This window comes from Tessaracoccus oleiagri (genome assembly GCF_900103275.1).
Classification (GTDB): domain Bacteria; phylum Actinomycetota; class Actinomycetes; order Propionibacteriales; family Propionibacteriaceae; genus Arachnia; species Arachnia oleiagri.
This window is the reverse complement of record NZ_FNGP01000004.1, coordinates 288,956-304,455: the sequence shown is the minus strand read 5'-3', so window position 1 is coordinate 304,455 and position 15,500 is coordinate 288,956. Positions and strand designations below refer to the sequence as shown.

Sequence of the window (15,500 nt, the reverse complement as noted above, 5' to 3'; positions counted from 1 at the left end):
ACGCTCCGCGTCGCGCGGGGTCACCTCCCTGCGAAGGCCGCAGAAGGTCTCGACCTGCCTCGCTTCGCTTCGGCGCTCGACCTGACCCCGGCGACGCTTCGCGTCGCGCGTGGTCACTTCTTGGCGTAGCGGCGCTCGAAGCGGGCCACACGGCCGCCGGTGTCGAGGATCTTCTGCTTGCCCGTGTAGAACGGGTGGCACTCGGCGCAGACGTCGGCGCTGAGCGAGCCGCTCTTGTTGGTGCTCTTGGTGGTGAACGTGTTGCCGCACGTGCAGGTGACGGTCACGTCCTGGTACTCGGGGTGGATACCCTGCTTCATCTGAATTCTCCTTAGCGTGTTTTCCCCGGGTCGCGGAGGGTCCCGCGTGAACCGGCACGGCTATCGATTATGCCTCGGCGGCACACGATAACCAAGTTGGACGGTCAGCCCTCGGATGCGGGCGTGGTCTTGAGCACCGACAACAGGAACTCGTGGTTGTTCTGCGTCTTGCGCATCCGCGACAGGAGCGTCTCGAGTGCACCGGAGTCGTCCAGGCCGGAGAGCGCGCGGCGGAGCTTCCAGATGATCGTGAGCTCGTCGCGGCCCAGGAGCAGGTCCTCGCGGCGGGTGCCGGAGGCGTCCACGTCGATCGCGGGGAAGATGCGCTTGTCGGCCAGCTCGCGGCGGAGGCGCAACTCCATGTTGCCCGTGCCCTTGAACTCCTCGAAGATGACCTCGTCCATCTTTGAGCCCGTCTCGATGAGCGCGGTGGCAAGGATCGTCAGCGAGCCGCCGTTCTCGATGTTGCGCGCGGCGCCGAAGAACTTCTTGGGCGGGTACAGCGCGGCCGAGTCGACGCCACCGGAGAGGATGCGGCCGGACGCGGGCGCCGCGAGGTTGTAGGCGCGGCCGAGCCTCGTGATGCCGTCGAGCAACACGACCACGTCATGGCCCAGCTCCACCAGCCGCTTCGCGCGCTCGATGGCGAGCTCGGAGATCATCGTGTGGTCCTCCGCAGGGCGGTCGAACGTGGAGGCGATGACCTCACCCGAGACGGTGCGCTGGAAGTCCGTGACCTCCTCCGGGCGCTCGTCGACGAGGACCACCATGAGGTGCACCTCGGGGTTGTTCGCCGCGATCGCGTTGGCGACGGCCTGCATGACCATCGTCTTGCCCGCCTTGGGCGGGGAGACGATCAGTCCTCGCTGGCCCTTGCCGATGGGGGCGACCAGGTCGATGATGCGGCCGGTGTAGGCGTTCTGGGCGGTCTCCATGCGGAGCCGCTCCTGCGGGTACAGCGGCGTGAGCTTCGCGAACTCCGGCCGGTTCTTGGCCTTCTCCGGGTCGTCGCCGTTGATGGAGTCGATGCGGACCAGCGGGTTGTACTTCTCGCGACGCTCGCCCTCCCGGGGCGAACGGATGGCGCCGGTGATCACGTCGCCACGGCGCAGTCCGTACTTGCGCACCGACCCCATGGAGAGGTACGCGTCGTTCGACCCCGGCAGGTAGCCGCTGGTCCGCACGAACGCGTAGTTGTCGAGGATGTCGACGATGCCGCTGATGTTGGCGAGCACGTCGCCCTCGGCGACCTGCGGCTCGCTCTCCATGCGCTCCATGCCGCCCGCGCCGCCACGACGGCGGGTCTGGCGGTCGCGGTTGCGGCGACGCCGGTTGCGGCGCGACCCGCCCTGCTGGTCGTCGTCGTCATCGAAGTGCGGGGTGGGGTCGTTCTGCGGCTGGGCGACCGGCTGCTGCTTGGCCACGGGCGCCTCGCCCATGGCCGCGGCGAGGAGCTCGCCCACCTCGTCGATCGTCTCTTGCGGCACCGACTGCTCCCGCTCCCCGCGGTTGCGGCGGCGGCGGGCGCCGCGGGACTCCCGCTGGCCGCCACTGTTCCCGTCGCGACGGGTCTCGCCGGACTCGGGCGAGCGTTCTGCGGCGGCCGGCTTCTCGTCGGAGCGCGCCTGCTGGGGCTCGGCCACGGGCCGGGTCCGCTCGGGCGCCTCGCGCTTGGTCTGCTCGTCGGCGGCCGGCTGGGCGTCGCCCCGCGCGGGCCGCTCCTGCGTGCGCCCGTTGGCGGCACCGTTGCGGCCGCCCTCGATCGCCGCGATGAGTTCGGCCTTGCGCATTCCGGAGATGCCCTTGATGTTCATGCCGGAGGCCATGGATTTGAGGTCAGCAAGCTTGAGGCTGGCCAGGGATTCGGTCACGAAGTGTCCTTCCGCACGCCTCAAAGGGGCGTGGCCGGGTGATGATCTGTCGGTCCCCGGTTGCGTTTTTCAAGGTGGGTTTGGCCCTCACGCACACGCAATTCCCACGGGAACCTCGCAACAGCCTAGCACCCGCCCGCCCTGCTGCCCAAGCGGGACACGGAACGTCAGCGGCGCAGTTCCACTCCGTGCCCGAGAGCCAGGTCGCGAACGACGAATCCGTCGTGCGCCACCGAGTCCCCCGAGCGGAGCTGTTCCGGGGTGCCGATGGCGAACACCGTGGGACCGGCGCCAGAGATCGCGGCAGGGACCCCAGCGTCGCGAAGCCCCAGCATGAGCGCGTGGCTCGTGGGCATGAGCTCGGCGCGGAACGGCTGGTGCAGGCGGTCGGTGGTCCCCCGGAGCAGCAGCTCGGGGCGGGACCCGAGTCCCAGCACGAGCGTTGCGGCCGCAGCGGCCTGCGCCACCGCGTCCGTCCGTGAGATCCGCTCCGGCAGCACGGCCCGGGCGCCCTTGGTCGGCACCTCGAACTCCGGGATCCAGACCCGGACACGCAGGTCCGGCGCGACGGGCAGTTCGTGGATCGCGACCTGGCCGTCCTGGATCCAGCCGAGGGTCGCGCCACCGAAGACCGCGGCGGCGGCGTTGTCGGCGTGGCCCTCCAATAGGCTGGCCAGTCGGCCGAGTTCCGTTCGGTCGGGGTCGCCGCCACGGGCGATGCCCCATGCGAAGGCGAGGCCGGCGACGATCGCGGAGGCGGACGAGCCCAGTCCGCGCGAGTGCGGGATCGTGTTGTGGCTACGGAGCACGAGCCCGGGCAGCCGCCCTTCGCCCCACTCCTCCAGCCCGCGGCGGATGCTGGCGACGACGAGGTGGGACTCGTCCAGCGGCACCTGTCCCGCGCCCTCCCCCGTGACCTCCAGTTCGACGCCGCTGCCCCGGACCTCGAGTTCGAGTTCGTCGTACCAGTCGATCGCGATGCCGATGCAGTCGAAGCCGGATCCCACGTTGGCCGTCGTGGCCGGGACCCGAACCCGCAGCCGCATCAGGAGCCTTCGATGCGCATGAAGCGCACGTTGGGCCCGACGAAGTCGGCGGCCTTCAGCTCGGAGACCACCGCAGCGAGGTCGGACTCGACGGCCTCGTGGGTCATGAAACCGAGACGTGCGGAGAAGCCGTCGCGGCGCTCCAGGCCCTCCAGGTAGGACTGCTGCACGGTCTGCACCGAGACGTTGTGCGAGGCGAAGACCGCGGCGCACTTCGCGAGGATGCCCGGGCGGTCCTCCACCTCGAGGGAGATGAAGTAGCGCGTCCGGGTGTCCCCGATGTCGGAGACCTGTCGCTGCCGGTAGCTGGACGACGACGTGGTGCGGCCGCCGCGGACGATGTGCCGCGCGACGGTGACCACGTCGCCCATCACCGCAGAAGCGGTCGGCGCGCCACCGGCGCCGGGACCGAGGAACATGAGCTCGCCGGCTTCCCTGGAGGTCACGAAGACCGCGTTGTAGGCGCCGGACACGCTCGCCAGCGGGTGGGTGAAGGGCACCATCGCGGGGTGGACCTTCACTGCCACCTGGTCGCCGTTGGTCCGAGCCACCGCGAGCAGCTTCACCGTGCAGTTCATCGCCTTGGCGGACTGGATGTCCTGCTTGGTGATCTCGGTGATGCCCTCGCAGTACACCTGGCTGCCCTTGACGTCGCTGTGGAAGGCCAGCCCGGCCAGGATCGCGGCCTTGGCGGCGGCGTCGTGGCCGCCGACGTCGGCGGTGGGGTCGGCCTCCGCGTAGCCCAGGCCCTGGGCCTGGCGGAGGGCCTCGTCGAACTCCAGCCCCGAGGTGACCATCTTGTCGAGGATGTAGTTCGTGGTGCCGTTGACGATGCCCATGACGCTGTTCACCTCGTCGCCGACGAGCGACTCGCGCAGCGGCCTCACGATCGGGATCGCGCCCGCGACCGCAGCCTCGAAGTAGAGGTCGGCGTTGTTGTCGTCGGCGAGGATCGAGAACTCGGCAAGGTGCTCGGCGAGGAGGGCCTTGTTGGCGGTGACAACCGAGGAACCGCGCGACAACGCGCGGCGGACGAGCGCTCCGGCCGGCTCCATGCCGCCCATCACCTCGATGACGACCGAGGAGCGGTCCACCACGGACTCGAGGTCGTCCGTCAGCAGCGCCGGGTCGATCCCCGGGCGCTCCTTGGTGAGGTCGCGGACCCCGACGCCGACGAGTTCCAGACGCCGCCCGACGCGAGCCTCCAGCTCTCCCGACTGCTCGGCCAGGATGCGGGCCACCTGGCTGCCGACGACGCCCGCGCCCAGCAGGCCCACCTTGAGGGAATCAGACATGGTCACTCTCCAACATCGAGTCGCATGAGGTCGTCCAGGGTCTCGCGCCGCAGGAGCACGCTGCTCCGGCCCTCGCGGACGCCGATCACCGGGGGCCTCGGGACCTGGTTGTAGTTGCTGGCCATCGAGCGGGCATAGGCGCCCGACCCCGGCACGGCGATGAGGTCACCGACGGCGACGTCGGCGGGCAGGAACACCGAGCGGATCAGGATGTCGCCGCCCTCGCAGTGCTTCCCGACGACGCGGCACAGCACCGGTTCGGCGTCGGAGGTCCGGTTGGCCAGCGCCGCGGAGTACTCCGCGGCGTAGAGGGCGGGCCGGATGTTGTCGCTCATCCCGCCGTCGACGGAGATGTACGTGCGGGTCCGGCCGCCCTCCAACTCCACCGCCTTGACGGTCCCGACGGTGTAGATGGCGACACCCGCGGGCCCGCTGATCGCCCGGCCGGGCTCGATCGACAGGGACGGGCGGCGCAGCCCGAAGGCGCGGCACTCGTGGTCGATCATCTCCTCGAACGCCGCGGCGAGCTCCGTCGTCGGCTTGGGGGTGTCCGCCTCGGTGTAGGCGATGCCGAACCCGCCGCCCAGGTCGAGTTCGGGGAGCTCGACGCCGGTCGCGGTCTTGAACTGGTGGGCCAGCTTGAGCGTGCGGCGGATGGCCACCTCGAAGCCCATCGTCTCGAAGATCTGGGACCCGATGTGGCTGTGGATGCCCTCGAGGTCCATGTAGGGCGAGTGGTGGCAGCGCACCAGCCCGGCGAGCGCCTGGCCGCCGGTGATCGAGAGGCCGAACTTCTGGTCCTCGTGCGCCGTGGCGATGTACTCGTGGGTGTGCGCCTCGACGCCGGTGGTGACGCGGACCATCACCTTCGCCCGGTGTCCCCCGGCCTCGCACGCCGCCTCGATCCGCTCGATCTCGTGGAAGGAGTCGACGATGATCCTCCCCACCCCCTGCTCGAGCGCGAACTCGATCTCCTCCGCCGACTTGTTGTTGCCGTGGAAGCCGAGCCGCTCCGCGGGCATGCCGCCCGCGAGCGCGATGCGCATCTCGCCCATGGTGGTGACGTCGAGGCTCAGCCCCTCCTCCGCCACCCAGCGGGCGATGGTCCTGGTGAGCAAGGATTTGCCCGCGTAGTAGATCTTCCAGCCCGGGAACGCCTCACGGAAGTCGGCGCAGCGCGCGCGGAAGTCGGCCTCGTCGATGAAGTACGCCGGCGTGCCGTGCTCAGCGGCGAGATCGGTGAGCCTGGCACCGCCCACGACGATCCGTCCCTGCTCGTCTCGGTGCGTCCCGGTGGGCCAGAGCTTCTCCTCCAGCGCGTTCAGGTCGTCGGGCCACTGCAGCCACTGCGGCTGCAGGCCTGAGTAGTCGGCGTGGATCGAGCCGGCGATGTGCGTATGGGTCATAGTGGCTCAAGCCTGCCAGAAGTTGCCTAACCGACGCTCACGTCGACCGTCTGGTGGCCACGCAGGCGGAGGTTCACGGGGTCGTCGACGGGCTCCCCGTCCGCCAGGACCTGCAGGCCCGAACAGTGCGAGGCGAGGCAGTCGCCGTCGAAGCGCACCCCCCAGAGCGTGAAGAAGTGACCGAGGGTCGCGACGTCGTTGCCCTCCCCCTCCAGCCAGACGACGCCGTCCGCGTCGTGGGTGTGGACGACCGCCTGGACCGCTCGCACCCCGTCGACCCCGATCTTCGCGGGCACCGGCACCGGCCGGCCGGCGACCTCCACGGAGAGGTCGAGGACCCAAGGGTCGGTGTCCTCCCCCAGCGGCCGGCGGTCCAGCCCCGCGGCGTCGATGTACGACACCGCATCACGGGGGGCGTCCCACGGCGGCGCCGACTCGCGCATCACCGCCGGCTCCGGGTCGGGGCGGGACACGCACGCGGCGAGCAGAAGGACCGACACCAGGACGAGGACTTTCCGCACCCGCCCAAGGTAGCCGAATCCACCGGGGTGAAATGTTTGCTAGTGTTTCCCGGGTTCGGTTGTTGCACAACCGCCAGCCCCCGTAGCTCAGGGGATAGAGCACCGCCCTCCGGAGGCGGGAGCCGAGGTTCGAATCCTCGCGGGGGCGCAGTTGACCCGGTTGGAGTGGCTGTGACGCGAATCAAGTACATGGTGCCGGTCGCGCTCGCAGCCCTCTTCCTGGCTTCGCGGGCCCTCACCTACGTGCTCTGGCTGCGGCCGGACGTCACCTTCGTCGCCAACGACGTCTCCTACTACGGCTACCACCTCTACCAGCTCGAGGCCGGCGCCGACGACGTCATGCGCGAGTACCCGCCACCCGCCGTCTGGGTCCTGCACGCGCTCTACCGCCTCGGCGGCGGCTGGCAGACGTGGTTCGGCCTCTACGCCGGCTTCTTCCTCGCGCTCGACGCCGTGGTCGCCATGACCCTGTACCGCAAGGACAACTGGCGGGCGTCCCTGTTCTGGATCCTGTTCACCGGCGCCAACGGGGCGATCGTGTGGTTCCGCTTCGACCTGCTCCCCGCCGCGCTCGTCGCCTGGGCCTGCCTGTGGCTCGCCGGCAGGCCGCGCGTGGCCGGCGCCATGGTGGGAGTGGGCGCGGCCATCAAGTTCTGGCCGGCCCTGCTCATCGCACCGATGCTCGCGCCGGATCCCCGGCGACGCCCAGCGCTCGACCGCCTCCTCGGCTTCCTCGCCGCCGGACTGGGCCTGGCCGCGATCTCGCTCGCGCTGGAGGGTTGGCGACGCAACACCGATCCCCTGACCTGGCAGGGCGACCGCGGCCTGCAGATCGAGTCGATCCCGGCCACGCCGCTGATGTGGCTGCGCACCTACACCGACACCCCGTCGTGGGACATCAAGCTCTCCCAGTTCAACGCGCTCGAGATCTATGGTCCCGGGGTGGACGCCATGTTGGCCGTCTCGTCCGTGCTCACGGTGCTGTCGATCCTCCTCACGCTGGGGCTGACGGCGCTGCTCATCCGGCGCCGGGCCGGCACCAGCTCGATCCTGCTCGCCATCCTCGCCATCGTCCTCGCGACCATCGTCGCCAACAAGACCCTCTCGCCCCAGTACGTGCTGTGGCTGGGCGGGCCGGTCGCCGCACTGTTCCTGCACGCCGACTCGGCGTGGCTCAGGCGGCACGTAGGGGTGATCGCCTGGTCCCTCATCGTCGTGGGGCTACTGACGCAGTACACCTATCCCTGGGGCGCCTACGGGATCATGGCGATCCCGCTCGGTTCCGGGCCCGAGACGTCGGTGCTCGTGCTGCGCAACCTCCTCCTCCTCGTCCTCACCGGCTACGTCAGCGTCCTCGCCGCCCTGTCCACGCGGACGGGTGCCCGCCCCGTCTACCGATCGGAGCGCCCCCAGCATCCGGTTTCAGAATTGGCTAAGCTCTGAACAGCAGCCGCAGGAGTCTGCGGAGAACCACTCACGAAGGGGATGTGGCAGAGCCACACGCACAGATGTCTACAGTTGATTCCAGCGATGATTTCGGCGCCAATGCTTGGTTGATCGACGAGATGCGGGAGGCTTATCAGGAGGACCCACAGTCCGTCGACGAGTCCTGGCGGACCTACTTCGCCAAGGAGAGCGGGGGCGGCGCCACCGAGGGCGCGAAGCCAGTCGAGAAGCCGACGCCCAAGGCCGCCGAGCGCCCCGCGGTGAGATCCGAGGAAGAGACGGTACCGCAGCCGAAGCCGGCCACCAAGGCATCCCCCAAGCAGGCCGAGCCCCAGAAGGTCCCGGCAGCGGAGCAGAAGCCCGCGAGCAACGTGCCGAAGACCGAGAGCGTCAAGGTCTCCAGCGAGTCGCCCGCCCAGCCCGGGTCGGGCGCCGGCCTCTCGGCCAATGCACCGAACCCGTCGGTGCGCCCCGAACCCTCGGCGAACGAGCCGAAGTACACGGTCCTTCGCGGCGCCCCGATGCGCACGGCCAAGAACATGGACGCGTCGCTGACGGTCCCGACCGCCACGTCGGTCCGCTCCGTCCCGATGAAACTCGTCATCGACCAGCGCACCAACATCAACGACTTCCTCCGCACCTCGAAGGGCGGCAAGGTCTCCTTCACGCACCTCATCGCCTACGCGATGGTGCAGGCGCTCAAGGCGCTCCCGTCGATGAACAACGCGTACGAGGTCGTCGACGGCAAGCCGAACCTGGTCGAGAACCCCATGATCAACCTGGGCATCGCGATCGACGTCAAGAAGAACGGCCAACGCCAGCTCCTCGTCCCGAACATCAAGGGCTGCGAGTCGCTGAACTTCGCCCAGTTCTGGTCCGCCTACGAGAAGATCGTCTCCAAGGCGCGCAACAACGAGCTGACCGTCGACGACTTCGCGAAGACCACCGCCTCGATCACCAACCCCGGCGGCATCGGCACCAACCACTCCGTGCCGCGGCTGATGAACGGCCAGGGCATGATCCTCGGGGTCGGGAACATCGACTACCCCGCGGAGTTCCAGGGGATGTCGCAGACGAAGCTCACCGAGCTCGGCGTCTCGAAGATGACCACCCTGACCTCCACCTACGACCACCGGGTCATCCAGGGCGCCGAGTCGGGCGAGTTCCTCAAGGTCATCCACGGCCTGCTGCTCGGCGAGAACAACTTCTACGACGAGATCTTCGAAGCCCTCCGGATCCCCTACGAGCCGCTGCGCTGGTCACCAGACGTCTCCGCGCACCGCGACAACCAGGTGTCGAAGCACGCCCGGGTTCTCGAGCTCATCAACGCCTACCGGACCTTCGGCCACTCCGTCGCCGACGTGGACCCGCTGGAGTACCGCGCCCGCTCGAACGAGGACCTCCGCCTCGAGACCCACGGCCTCTCGATCTGGGACCTCGACCGCGAGTTCGCGGTCGGCACCTTCGGCGGGGAGCCCCGTCGCTACCTGACGCTGCGCCAGATCCTCGCCACCCTGCAGAACTCCTACTGCCGCACCCTGTCGGTGGAGTACATGCACATCGGCGACGGCTCGCAGCGCGCCTGGTTCCAGGAGCGGATGGAGCGCCCGCACAGCCCGCTGACGCACGAGGAGCACATGCACGCCCTCGACAAGCTCAACGAGGCCGAGGTCTTCGAGACGTTCCTCCAGACCAAGTTCGTGGGCCAGAAGCGCTTCTCGCTGGAGGGTGCGGAGTCGCTCATCGTGCTCCTCGACGAGATCGCCCAGAACGCCGCCAACGACTCCCTCGAGGAAGTCATCATCGGCATGCCGCACCGCGGACGGCTGAACGTGCTCGCGAACATCGTCGGCAAGAAGTACGGCCAGATCTTCCGCGAGTTCGACGGCACCACCGACACGAGCGGCACCGGCGACGTGAAGTACCACCTCGGCAACGAGGGCACCTTCGTCGCGAGCAATGGCCGGACGATCCGCGCTTCAGTGGCCGCCAACCCGTCGCACCTCGAGGCCGTGAACCCGGTGGTCATGGGCATCGCCCGGGCCAAGCAGGACGTCCTCGGCACCGACGACTACCCGATCCTCCCGCTGCTGCTGCACGGCGACGCGTCGTTCGCGGGCCAGGGTGTGGTGTTCGAGACCCTGCAGATGAGCCAGCTGCGCGGCTACAAGGTCGGCGGCACCATCCACGTCGTGGTCAACAACCAGGTGGGCTTCACCACCGCCCCCGTCGAGAGCCGTTCGTCGACCTACTCCACCGACGTCGCGAAGGCCATCTCTGCCCCGGTGCTGCACGTGAACGGCGACGACCCCGACGCGTGCGTCCGGGCCGCGAGGATCGCCTTCGAGTACCGCCAGAAGTTCAACAAGGACGTCGTCATCGACCTCGTCTGCTACCGCCGCCGCGGCCACAACGAGGGCGACGACCCGAGCTTCACCCAGCCCAAGATGTACGACCTCATCGAGCAGAAGCGGTCCACGCGCCGTCTCTACGCGGAGTCGCTGATCGGCCGCGGCGACATCTCCGTCGCCGACGCCGAGGACGTCATGAACCGCTTCCGGGAGCGCCTCGAGGGCGTGTTCCGCGAGATGCGCGAGAACAAGGACGCCATCGACGACGACTACCGCAAGGTGCCCTACTACCCCACCAAGCCGACCGACCGGCTGACCGAGATCAGCCCCGAGGCCATCCAGCGGATCGCCGAGGTCTACTCCGAGTTCCCCGAGGGGTTCACGGTGCACCCCAAGGTGCGTCCCCAGCTGGAACGTCGTGCGAAGGCGATGCTCGAGGGGCCGATCGACTGGGCCACCGCCGAGATGCTGGCCATCGGCTCGCTCCTCATGGAGCAGCGGCCCGTGCGGCTGGCGGGGCAGGACTCGCGACGCGGCACCTTCTCGCAGCGGTTCGCCGCGATCGTCGACCGCGTGAACAACGAGGCGTGGGTGCCGCTCAAGCACCTCACGGACGACCAGGGGACCTTCGACGTCTACGACTCGCTGCTCAGCGAGTACGCCGCCCTCGGATTCGAGTACGGCTACTCGGTGGCGCGTCCCGACGCGTTGGTCATGTGGGAGGCGCAGTTCGGTGACTTCGCCAACGGCGCACAGATCATCTCCGACGAGTTCGTCGCCTCCGGCGACGCGAAGTGGACCCAGAAGTCCGGCGTCGTGCTCCTCCTGCCCCACGGCTACGAGGGCCAGGGCCCGGACCACAGCTCGGCCCGGATCGAGCGCTGGCTCCAGCTGTGCGCGGAGGGCGCGCTGGCCGTCTGCCAGCCGTCCACCCCGGCGAGCTACTTCCACCTGCTGCGCCAGCACGCCTACGTCAACTGGCACCGCCCTGTGGTCATCGCCACGCCGAAGTCCATGCTGCGCAACAAGATGGCCATGTCGTCGCCCGACGAGTTCACCTCCGGCCAGTGGCGCCCCGCCCTCGACGACCCGACGATCGAGGACGCGTCGAAGGTGGAGCGGCTTATCCTGTGCTCCGGCAAGATCCGCTGGGAACTGGTGTCGCGCCGCGAGAAGCTGGGGTTGCAGGGCAAGGTCGCGATCGTCGCCCTCGAGCGGCTCTACCCGCTGCCCGCGGAGGAGCTCGCCGAGATCCTGGAGCGCTACCGCCACGTCTCCGACGTCCGGTTCGTGCAGGACGAGCCCGAGAACCAGGGCGCCTGGCCGTTCATGGCCATGCACCTCCCGGGCGCCGTCAAGGAGCACCTGCCCGGGTACCAACTGGACATGAAGCTCGTCTCCCGCCCGTGGTCGTCCGCGCCCTCCGTCGGCTCGGTGAAGCGCCACCTGGCGGAGGAGGACGAACTGATGAAGGCCGCGCTGGAGGACTGACGTGTATTTCACCGATCGGGGTCTTGAGGAACTGGTCGACCGTCGCGGGGAGGAGGAGGTCTCCTTCGAGTGGCTCGCCGAGCAGTTCCGCACCTTCGTGGACCTGAACCCGGAGTTCGAGACCCCGGTCGAGCGCCTCGCGTCCTGGCTCGCCCGTCTCGACGACGAGGAGGACTGATGGCCCCTGAGCCATCACTGCTGGCTGAGGAGTTCCGGCGGTTCGCCGGTCAGGACCCCGAGGGCTTGTGGTTCGGCCCCGGCCGGGTCAACCTGATCGGCGAGCACACCGACTACAACGAGGGCTTCGTCCTCCCCTTCGCGATCGAGCAGCGCGCGGTGGTCGCCGCGGCCCGGCGCGACGACGGGCGGTTGGTGCTGCGCTCGCTGGAGGTCTACGGCGACGTCGACCTCGCGCTCGACGGACTCCGCCCCGGCGGCGACGCGGGGTGGTCGGCCTACCTCGCCGGCGTGCACTGGGCCCTCTCGCGGGCCGGGCACGAAGTCGGGGGCGCGACCATGGTGCTCAGTTCCGACGTACCCCTGGGCGCCGGCCTGTCCAGCTCCGCCGCCATCGAGTGTGCGGCGATGGCCGCGCTCGTCGACCTCTACGGCCTGGACGTGGCGGCGCTGGACAGGGCCAAGCTGGCCCAGGTGGCGGAGAACGCCTACGTCGGCGCACCCACCGGAATCCTCGACCAGGCGGCGAGCACCCTGTGCAAGGAGGGCCATGGGCTCTTCATGGACTGCCGCACGCTGGAGACCCGCGACGTGCCGCTCCCCCTCGCCGACCACGGGCTCGAGATCCTCGTGCTGGACACCCGGACACCGCACAGCCACGTCGACGGGGAGTACGGCGCGCGCCGCGCCGCCTGTGAGGAGGCGGCCCGCCTGCTGGGTGTCCCCGCGCTCAGGGACGTGACCGACCCCGCGGCGGCGCTCCAGCAGCTCGACGACCCGCTGCTGCGGAAGCGGGTCCGGCACGTCGTGACCGAGAACCAGCGGGTCCTCGAGGCGGTCGCAGTGGCCCGGGACGGGGACCTGGAGCGTTTGGGCCCCCTGCTGGACGCGTCGCACGCGTCGATGCGCGACGACTACGAGATCACGGTGCCGACGGTGGACCTCGCCGTGGACGTGGCCCGTGAGGAGGGCGCCCTCGGCGCACGCATGACCGGAGGCGGGTTCGGTGGCTGCATCATCGCCCTGGCGCCGTCCGGGGCGGGTGATCCGATGGGTCGGCGCATAGCGGAGGCGTTCGCGATCCGCGGCCACGCCGAGCCGCGCTGGTTCGTCGCGTCCCCGTCGGCGGGCGCCGGTCGGCTCGCCTAGCGGCCGCGGTCCATCGCGAGTCTGGTGGCGGGCAGGATGGCCGCGACGCCGGCGACAACGGTGACCACCAGCAGCGCGGCCATGCCGTAGCGCTGCGCGGCGTCCTGGGTCTCGAGGAAGCTGCCGACGGTGAAGGCGTTCAGGAGCGCGGTGGCCACCAGCAGGCCCCAGGCCCATGCGAAGCGCCGGTAGGCGGCCCAGGTGACGGCGAGCATCATCGCCCCGTAGACGATGAGCATGACCCCCACCCCCAGGCCGAAGCGGCTGAACTGCGACGCGATGGCGGCGAATCCCGCGACTACCGCCGCGAGACCCATGAGCCCGGTTAGAGTGGTCGCGAGACCGAGGCTCACCGGCTGGAAGAGTCGTTGCGGCGTCGACGTCATGGAGCAAGCATGGCGTAGTGGCAACGGGTCAGCAACCTGGTCGATCCGGTTCGTCCCCTTGTTGAAACCGCACTGAGAGAGTATGTTTCAGTAGCTCGACTTCTACGCGAACCCCCCACGAAAGGAAGTGCAATCGAATGGATTGGCGTCATAAGGCTGCGTGCCTGACGGAGGATCCTGAGCTCTTCTTTCCTGTGGGTAACACCGGTCCCGCACTCGCGCAGATCGAGGAGGCCAAGAAGATCTGCCAGCGCTGCGAAGTGATCGACCAATGTCTGGCCTGGGCCCTCGAGGCCGGGCAGGACCACGGCGTCTGGGGCGGCATGAGCGAGGACGAGCGCCGCGCCATCAAGCGGCGCAACGCGCGTTCCCGCCTGCGCAACAGCTAGCCCGCCGCCTTCTTCCGCAACTGGTCGAGCGGCAGCTCGATCACTGCCTCCGTGCCGGGCCCCTCGTCGCACGGCCTGAGGTCGAACGACCCGGCCATGTCCCCCACGAGCGTGGTGATGATCGAGAGCCCGAGGCTCGTCTGGGCGCCGAGGACGAAGTCGTCCGCCAGGCCCACCCCGTCGTCGACGATCCGTATCGTCAGGTGGTCGTCGGTGCGCTCCGGGATCACGGTGACGTGCCCGGAGGAGCTCTGCAGGCCGTGTTCAATGGCGTTCTGGCAAAGTTCGGTGACCACCATGGACAGGGAGGTCGCCGCGTCCGCGGGAATGACCCCGAAGCTCCCGACGCGCCGCGCGACGACCGTGCCGGAGGCAGCGGCGAGGTCGCCCACCATGTCGAGGATCTTGTCGCAGATCTGGTCGAAGGCCACGTCCTCCGTGAGCGACTGGCTCAACGTCTCGTGCACCACGGCGATCGAGCTCACCCGACGCATGGCGTCGCGGAGCGCCTCCTTGCCGTCGGCGGACTCGAGCCGCCGCGACTGCATCCGCAGCAGTGCCGCGACCGTCTGCAGGTTGTTCTTCACGCGGTGGTGGATCTCGCGGATGGTGGCGTCCTTGGTCACCAGCATGCGGTCACGTCGCCGCAGGTCCGTGGTGTCCCTGCACAGCACCAGCATGCCGGCGGAGCTGCGCTCGAGCCACAGGGGCAGGAGGAGGAACCGCATCGACGCGTTGCGCTGCTCTATCTCGAACTCGAGGCTCAGCGTCCCGTCGAGGTCCTTGCCCACCGTCTGGCCGACGGACTCCACGCCCTGCCGCAGCGAGCGCGTGAGGTCCCGGAAGTTCTCCCCCTCGATGTCCCCGAGCGCGCCGAGGCGGCGGAAGCCGGTGACCGCGTTGGGGCTCGCGTAGGAGATCACGCCGTTGGGCAGCACGCGCAGCACCCCGTCGGCCACCTTGGGGGCCAGCGCCTTGTCGGTCGGCTGCATCAGCGGGAACTCGCCGCGCTGCAGCATCTGGGTGAGGATGTCCGCGATCTCCAGGAAGTTCTCCTCCAGCGCGCCGGTGGCCCGCACCCCCATCTGGTTGGTGTGCCGCTCGACCACGGCGATCGGGCGCTCGTTGCGCAGCACCGGGATGGCCCACACGTCGACCGGTATCCCGGCCGAGAGTGCGTTGTCGCTCGTCTCGGCGATCTCGTGGGACATCCAGGCGACGACGACGGGATGGTCCGCCTCGTGGCCGATCCGTTCGCCGACGACGTCGTCCTCCAGCGCCGTCGGGCCGGTCACCGGACGGATCTGGGCCTTGCACTCGAAGGTCTCCGCCGTCTCGTCGGTGGGGAGCCAGAGCACCAGATCCGAGAAACTGAGGTCCGCGAGGAAGTGCCACTGCCCTTCGAACGCTTCCAGCCATTGCTCGTCCGACAGGCTGTGGGCATCTTTCATGGGGCCAACTGTGCCACAATGGGGCGTTGCACCCTCAAAGCCAAGGAGTAGATATGGGCAAGACTGGACGCAAGCGCCGCGCTCGTCGCAAGAACAAGGCGAACCACGGCAAGCGCCCCAACAGCTGAGGTCCGCGGTCGGCCGCAGCCGGCCGCAGCGCCGACACGAAAGCCCCCGGAAGCCGGGGGCTTTTCTTCATCC

The 15,500-nt window shown here is 69.2% G+C and carries 14 protein-coding genes and 1 tRNA gene; 7 read left to right on the top strand and 8 right to left on the bottom strand.

All coding sequences use genetic code 11. The annotated features are described in order from the left end of the window. Nucleotides 1-113: 113 nt before the first annotated feature. From rpmE to BLR46_RS11990, 6 genes are all read right to left on the bottom strand, one after another. Entirely contained in the window at nt 114-320 is a 207-nt protein-coding gene (rpmE, locus tag BLR46_RS12015; RefSeq protein WP_093252533.1) for a 50S ribosomal protein L31, read from the bottom strand. A gap of 104 nt (nt 321-424) precedes the next feature. Then, a complete protein-coding gene (rho, locus tag BLR46_RS12010; protein ID WP_281230839.1) occupies nt 425-2,191 on the bottom strand; it encodes a transcription termination factor Rho in 1,767 nt (588 codons plus the stop codon). Nucleotides 2,192-2,358: 167 nt separating this feature from the next. Beyond that, on the bottom strand, nt 2,359-3,237 hold the full coding sequence (gene thrB / locus BLR46_RS12005) for a homoserine kinase (protein ID WP_093252528.1): 879 nt from the start codon (nt 3,235-3,237) through the stop codon (nt 2,359-2,361). Further along, nucleotides 3,237-4,532: a homoserine dehydrogenase gene (locus BLR46_RS12000; RefSeq protein ID WP_093252524.1), complete on the bottom strand. Its 1,296-nt coding sequence runs from the start codon at nt 4,530-4,532 to the stop codon at nt 3,237-3,239. The genes thrB and BLR46_RS12000 overlap by 1 nt, the downstream gene beginning before the upstream one ends. A gap of 2 nt (nt 4,533-4,534) precedes the next feature. Then, nucleotides 4,535-5,938, bottom strand: a complete 1,404-nt coding sequence (gene lysA, locus BLR46_RS11995; protein ID WP_093252521.1) for a diaminopimelate decarboxylase — start codon at nt 5,936-5,938, stop codon at nt 4,535-4,537. A gap of 26 nt (nt 5,939-5,964) precedes the next feature. Next, nucleotides 5,965-6,459, bottom strand: a complete 495-nt coding sequence (locus BLR46_RS11990; protein WP_093252519.1) for a hypothetical protein — start codon at nt 6,457-6,459, stop codon at nt 5,965-5,967. 76 nt (nt 6,460-6,535) lie between these two features. Between BLR46_RS11990 and BLR46_RS11985 the strand changes: the two genes are divergently transcribed. The 5 genes from BLR46_RS11985 to galK all read left to right on the top strand — a co-directional run bounded on the left by BLR46_RS11985 (nt 6,536) and on the right by galK (nt 13,073). Continuing rightward, nucleotides 6,536-6,607 (top strand) — tRNA-Arg (locus tag BLR46_RS11985). A gap of 23 nt (nt 6,608-6,630) precedes the next feature. Further along, complete coding sequence (locus BLR46_RS11980) at nt 6,631-7,902, top strand: glycosyltransferase family 87 protein (RefSeq protein WP_093252516.1); 1,272 nt, start codon at nt 6,631-6,633, stop codon at nt 7,900-7,902. Nucleotides 7,903-7,967: 65 nt separating this feature from the next. Then, the gene (locus BLR46_RS11975) at nt 7,968-11,747 is read left to right on the top strand and encodes a multifunctional oxoglutarate decarboxylase/oxoglutarate dehydrogenase thiamine pyrophosphate-binding subunit/dihydrolipoyllysine-residue succinyltransferase subunit (protein ID WP_093252514.1); all 3,780 of its coding nucleotides are present in this window, start codon (nt 7,968-7,970) and stop codon (nt 11,745-11,747) included. A 1-nt stretch (nt 11,748) separates the two neighbouring features. After that, nucleotides 11,749-11,925, top strand: coding sequence for a DUF6104 family protein (locus BLR46_RS15110; protein WP_093252512.1), 177 nt, complete (start codon nt 11,749-11,751; stop codon nt 11,923-11,925). Further along, nucleotides 11,925-13,073 (top strand): galactokinase, encoded by a 1,149-nt coding sequence (galK, locus tag BLR46_RS11965; RefSeq protein WP_093252511.1) that lies wholly within the window; start codon nt 11,925-11,927, stop codon nt 13,071-13,073. The genes BLR46_RS15110 and galK overlap by 1 nt, the downstream gene beginning before the upstream one ends. Here galK and BLR46_RS11960 read toward each other — a convergent pair. Beyond that, complete coding sequence (locus BLR46_RS11960; RefSeq protein WP_093252509.1) at nt 13,070-13,459, bottom strand: hypothetical protein; 390 nt, start codon at nt 13,457-13,459, stop codon at nt 13,070-13,072. The genes galK and BLR46_RS11960 overlap by 4 nt on opposite strands. Nucleotides 13,460-13,596: 137 nt before the next feature. On the opposite strand from BLR46_RS11960, the gene BLR46_RS11955 reads away from it, so the two are divergent. Continuing rightward, nucleotides 13,597-13,848: a WhiB family transcriptional regulator gene (locus BLR46_RS11955; RefSeq protein ID WP_093252508.1), complete on the top strand. Its 252-nt coding sequence runs from the start codon at nt 13,597-13,599 to the stop codon at nt 13,846-13,848. Here the strand turns inward: BLR46_RS11955 and BLR46_RS11950 are convergent. Then, on the bottom strand, nt 13,845-15,299 hold the full coding sequence (locus tag BLR46_RS11950) for a sensor histidine kinase (RefSeq protein ID WP_093252506.1): 1,455 nt from the start codon (nt 15,297-15,299) through the stop codon (nt 13,845-13,847). The two genes, BLR46_RS11955 and BLR46_RS11950, sit on opposite strands and share 4 nt — an antisense overlap. A gap of 53 nt (nt 15,300-15,352) precedes the next feature. On the opposite strand from BLR46_RS11950, the gene BLR46_RS15615 reads away from it, so the two are divergent. Continuing rightward, entirely contained in the window at nt 15,353-15,427 is a 75-nt protein-coding gene (locus tag BLR46_RS15615; RefSeq protein ID WP_385901511.1) for a 50S ribosomal protein bL37, read from the top strand. The last annotated feature ends 73 nt before the right edge of the window (nt 15,428-15,500 follow it).

Excerpts from the sequence above, each read along its gene's own strand:
- rpmE (WP_093252533.1), bottom strand. The coding sequence starts at position 320 with ATGAAGCAGGGTATCCACCCCGAGTACCAGGACGTGACCGTCACCTGC.
- thrB (WP_093252528.1), bottom strand. The coding sequence starts at position 3,237 with ATGCGGCTGCGGGTTCGGGTCCCGGCCACGACGGCCAACGTGGGATCC.
- BLR46_RS12000 (WP_093252524.1), bottom strand. The coding sequence starts at position 4,532 with ATGTCTGATTCCCTCAAGGTGGGCCTGCTGGGCGCGGGCGTCGTCGGC.
- lysA (WP_093252521.1), bottom strand. The coding sequence starts at position 5,938 with ATGACCCATACGCACATCGCCGGCTCGATCCACGCCGACTACTCAGGC.
- BLR46_RS11975 (WP_093252514.1), top strand. The coding sequence starts at position 7,968 with ATGTCTACAGTTGATTCCAGCGATGATTTCGGCGCCAATGCTTGGTTG.
- galK (WP_093252511.1), top strand. The coding sequence starts at position 11,925 with ATGGCCCCTGAGCCATCACTGCTGGCTGAGGAGTTCCGGCGGTTCGCC.
- BLR46_RS11960 (WP_093252509.1), bottom strand. The coding sequence starts at position 13,459 with ATGACGTCGACGCCGCAACGACTCTTCCAGCCGGTGAGCCTCGGTCTC.
- BLR46_RS11955 (WP_093252508.1), top strand. The coding sequence starts at position 13,597 with ATGGATTGGCGTCATAAGGCTGCGTGCCTGACGGAGGATCCTGAGCTC.
- BLR46_RS11950 (WP_093252506.1), bottom strand. The coding sequence starts at position 15,299 with ATGAAAGATGCCCACAGCCTGTCGGACGAGCAATGGCTGGAAGCGTTC.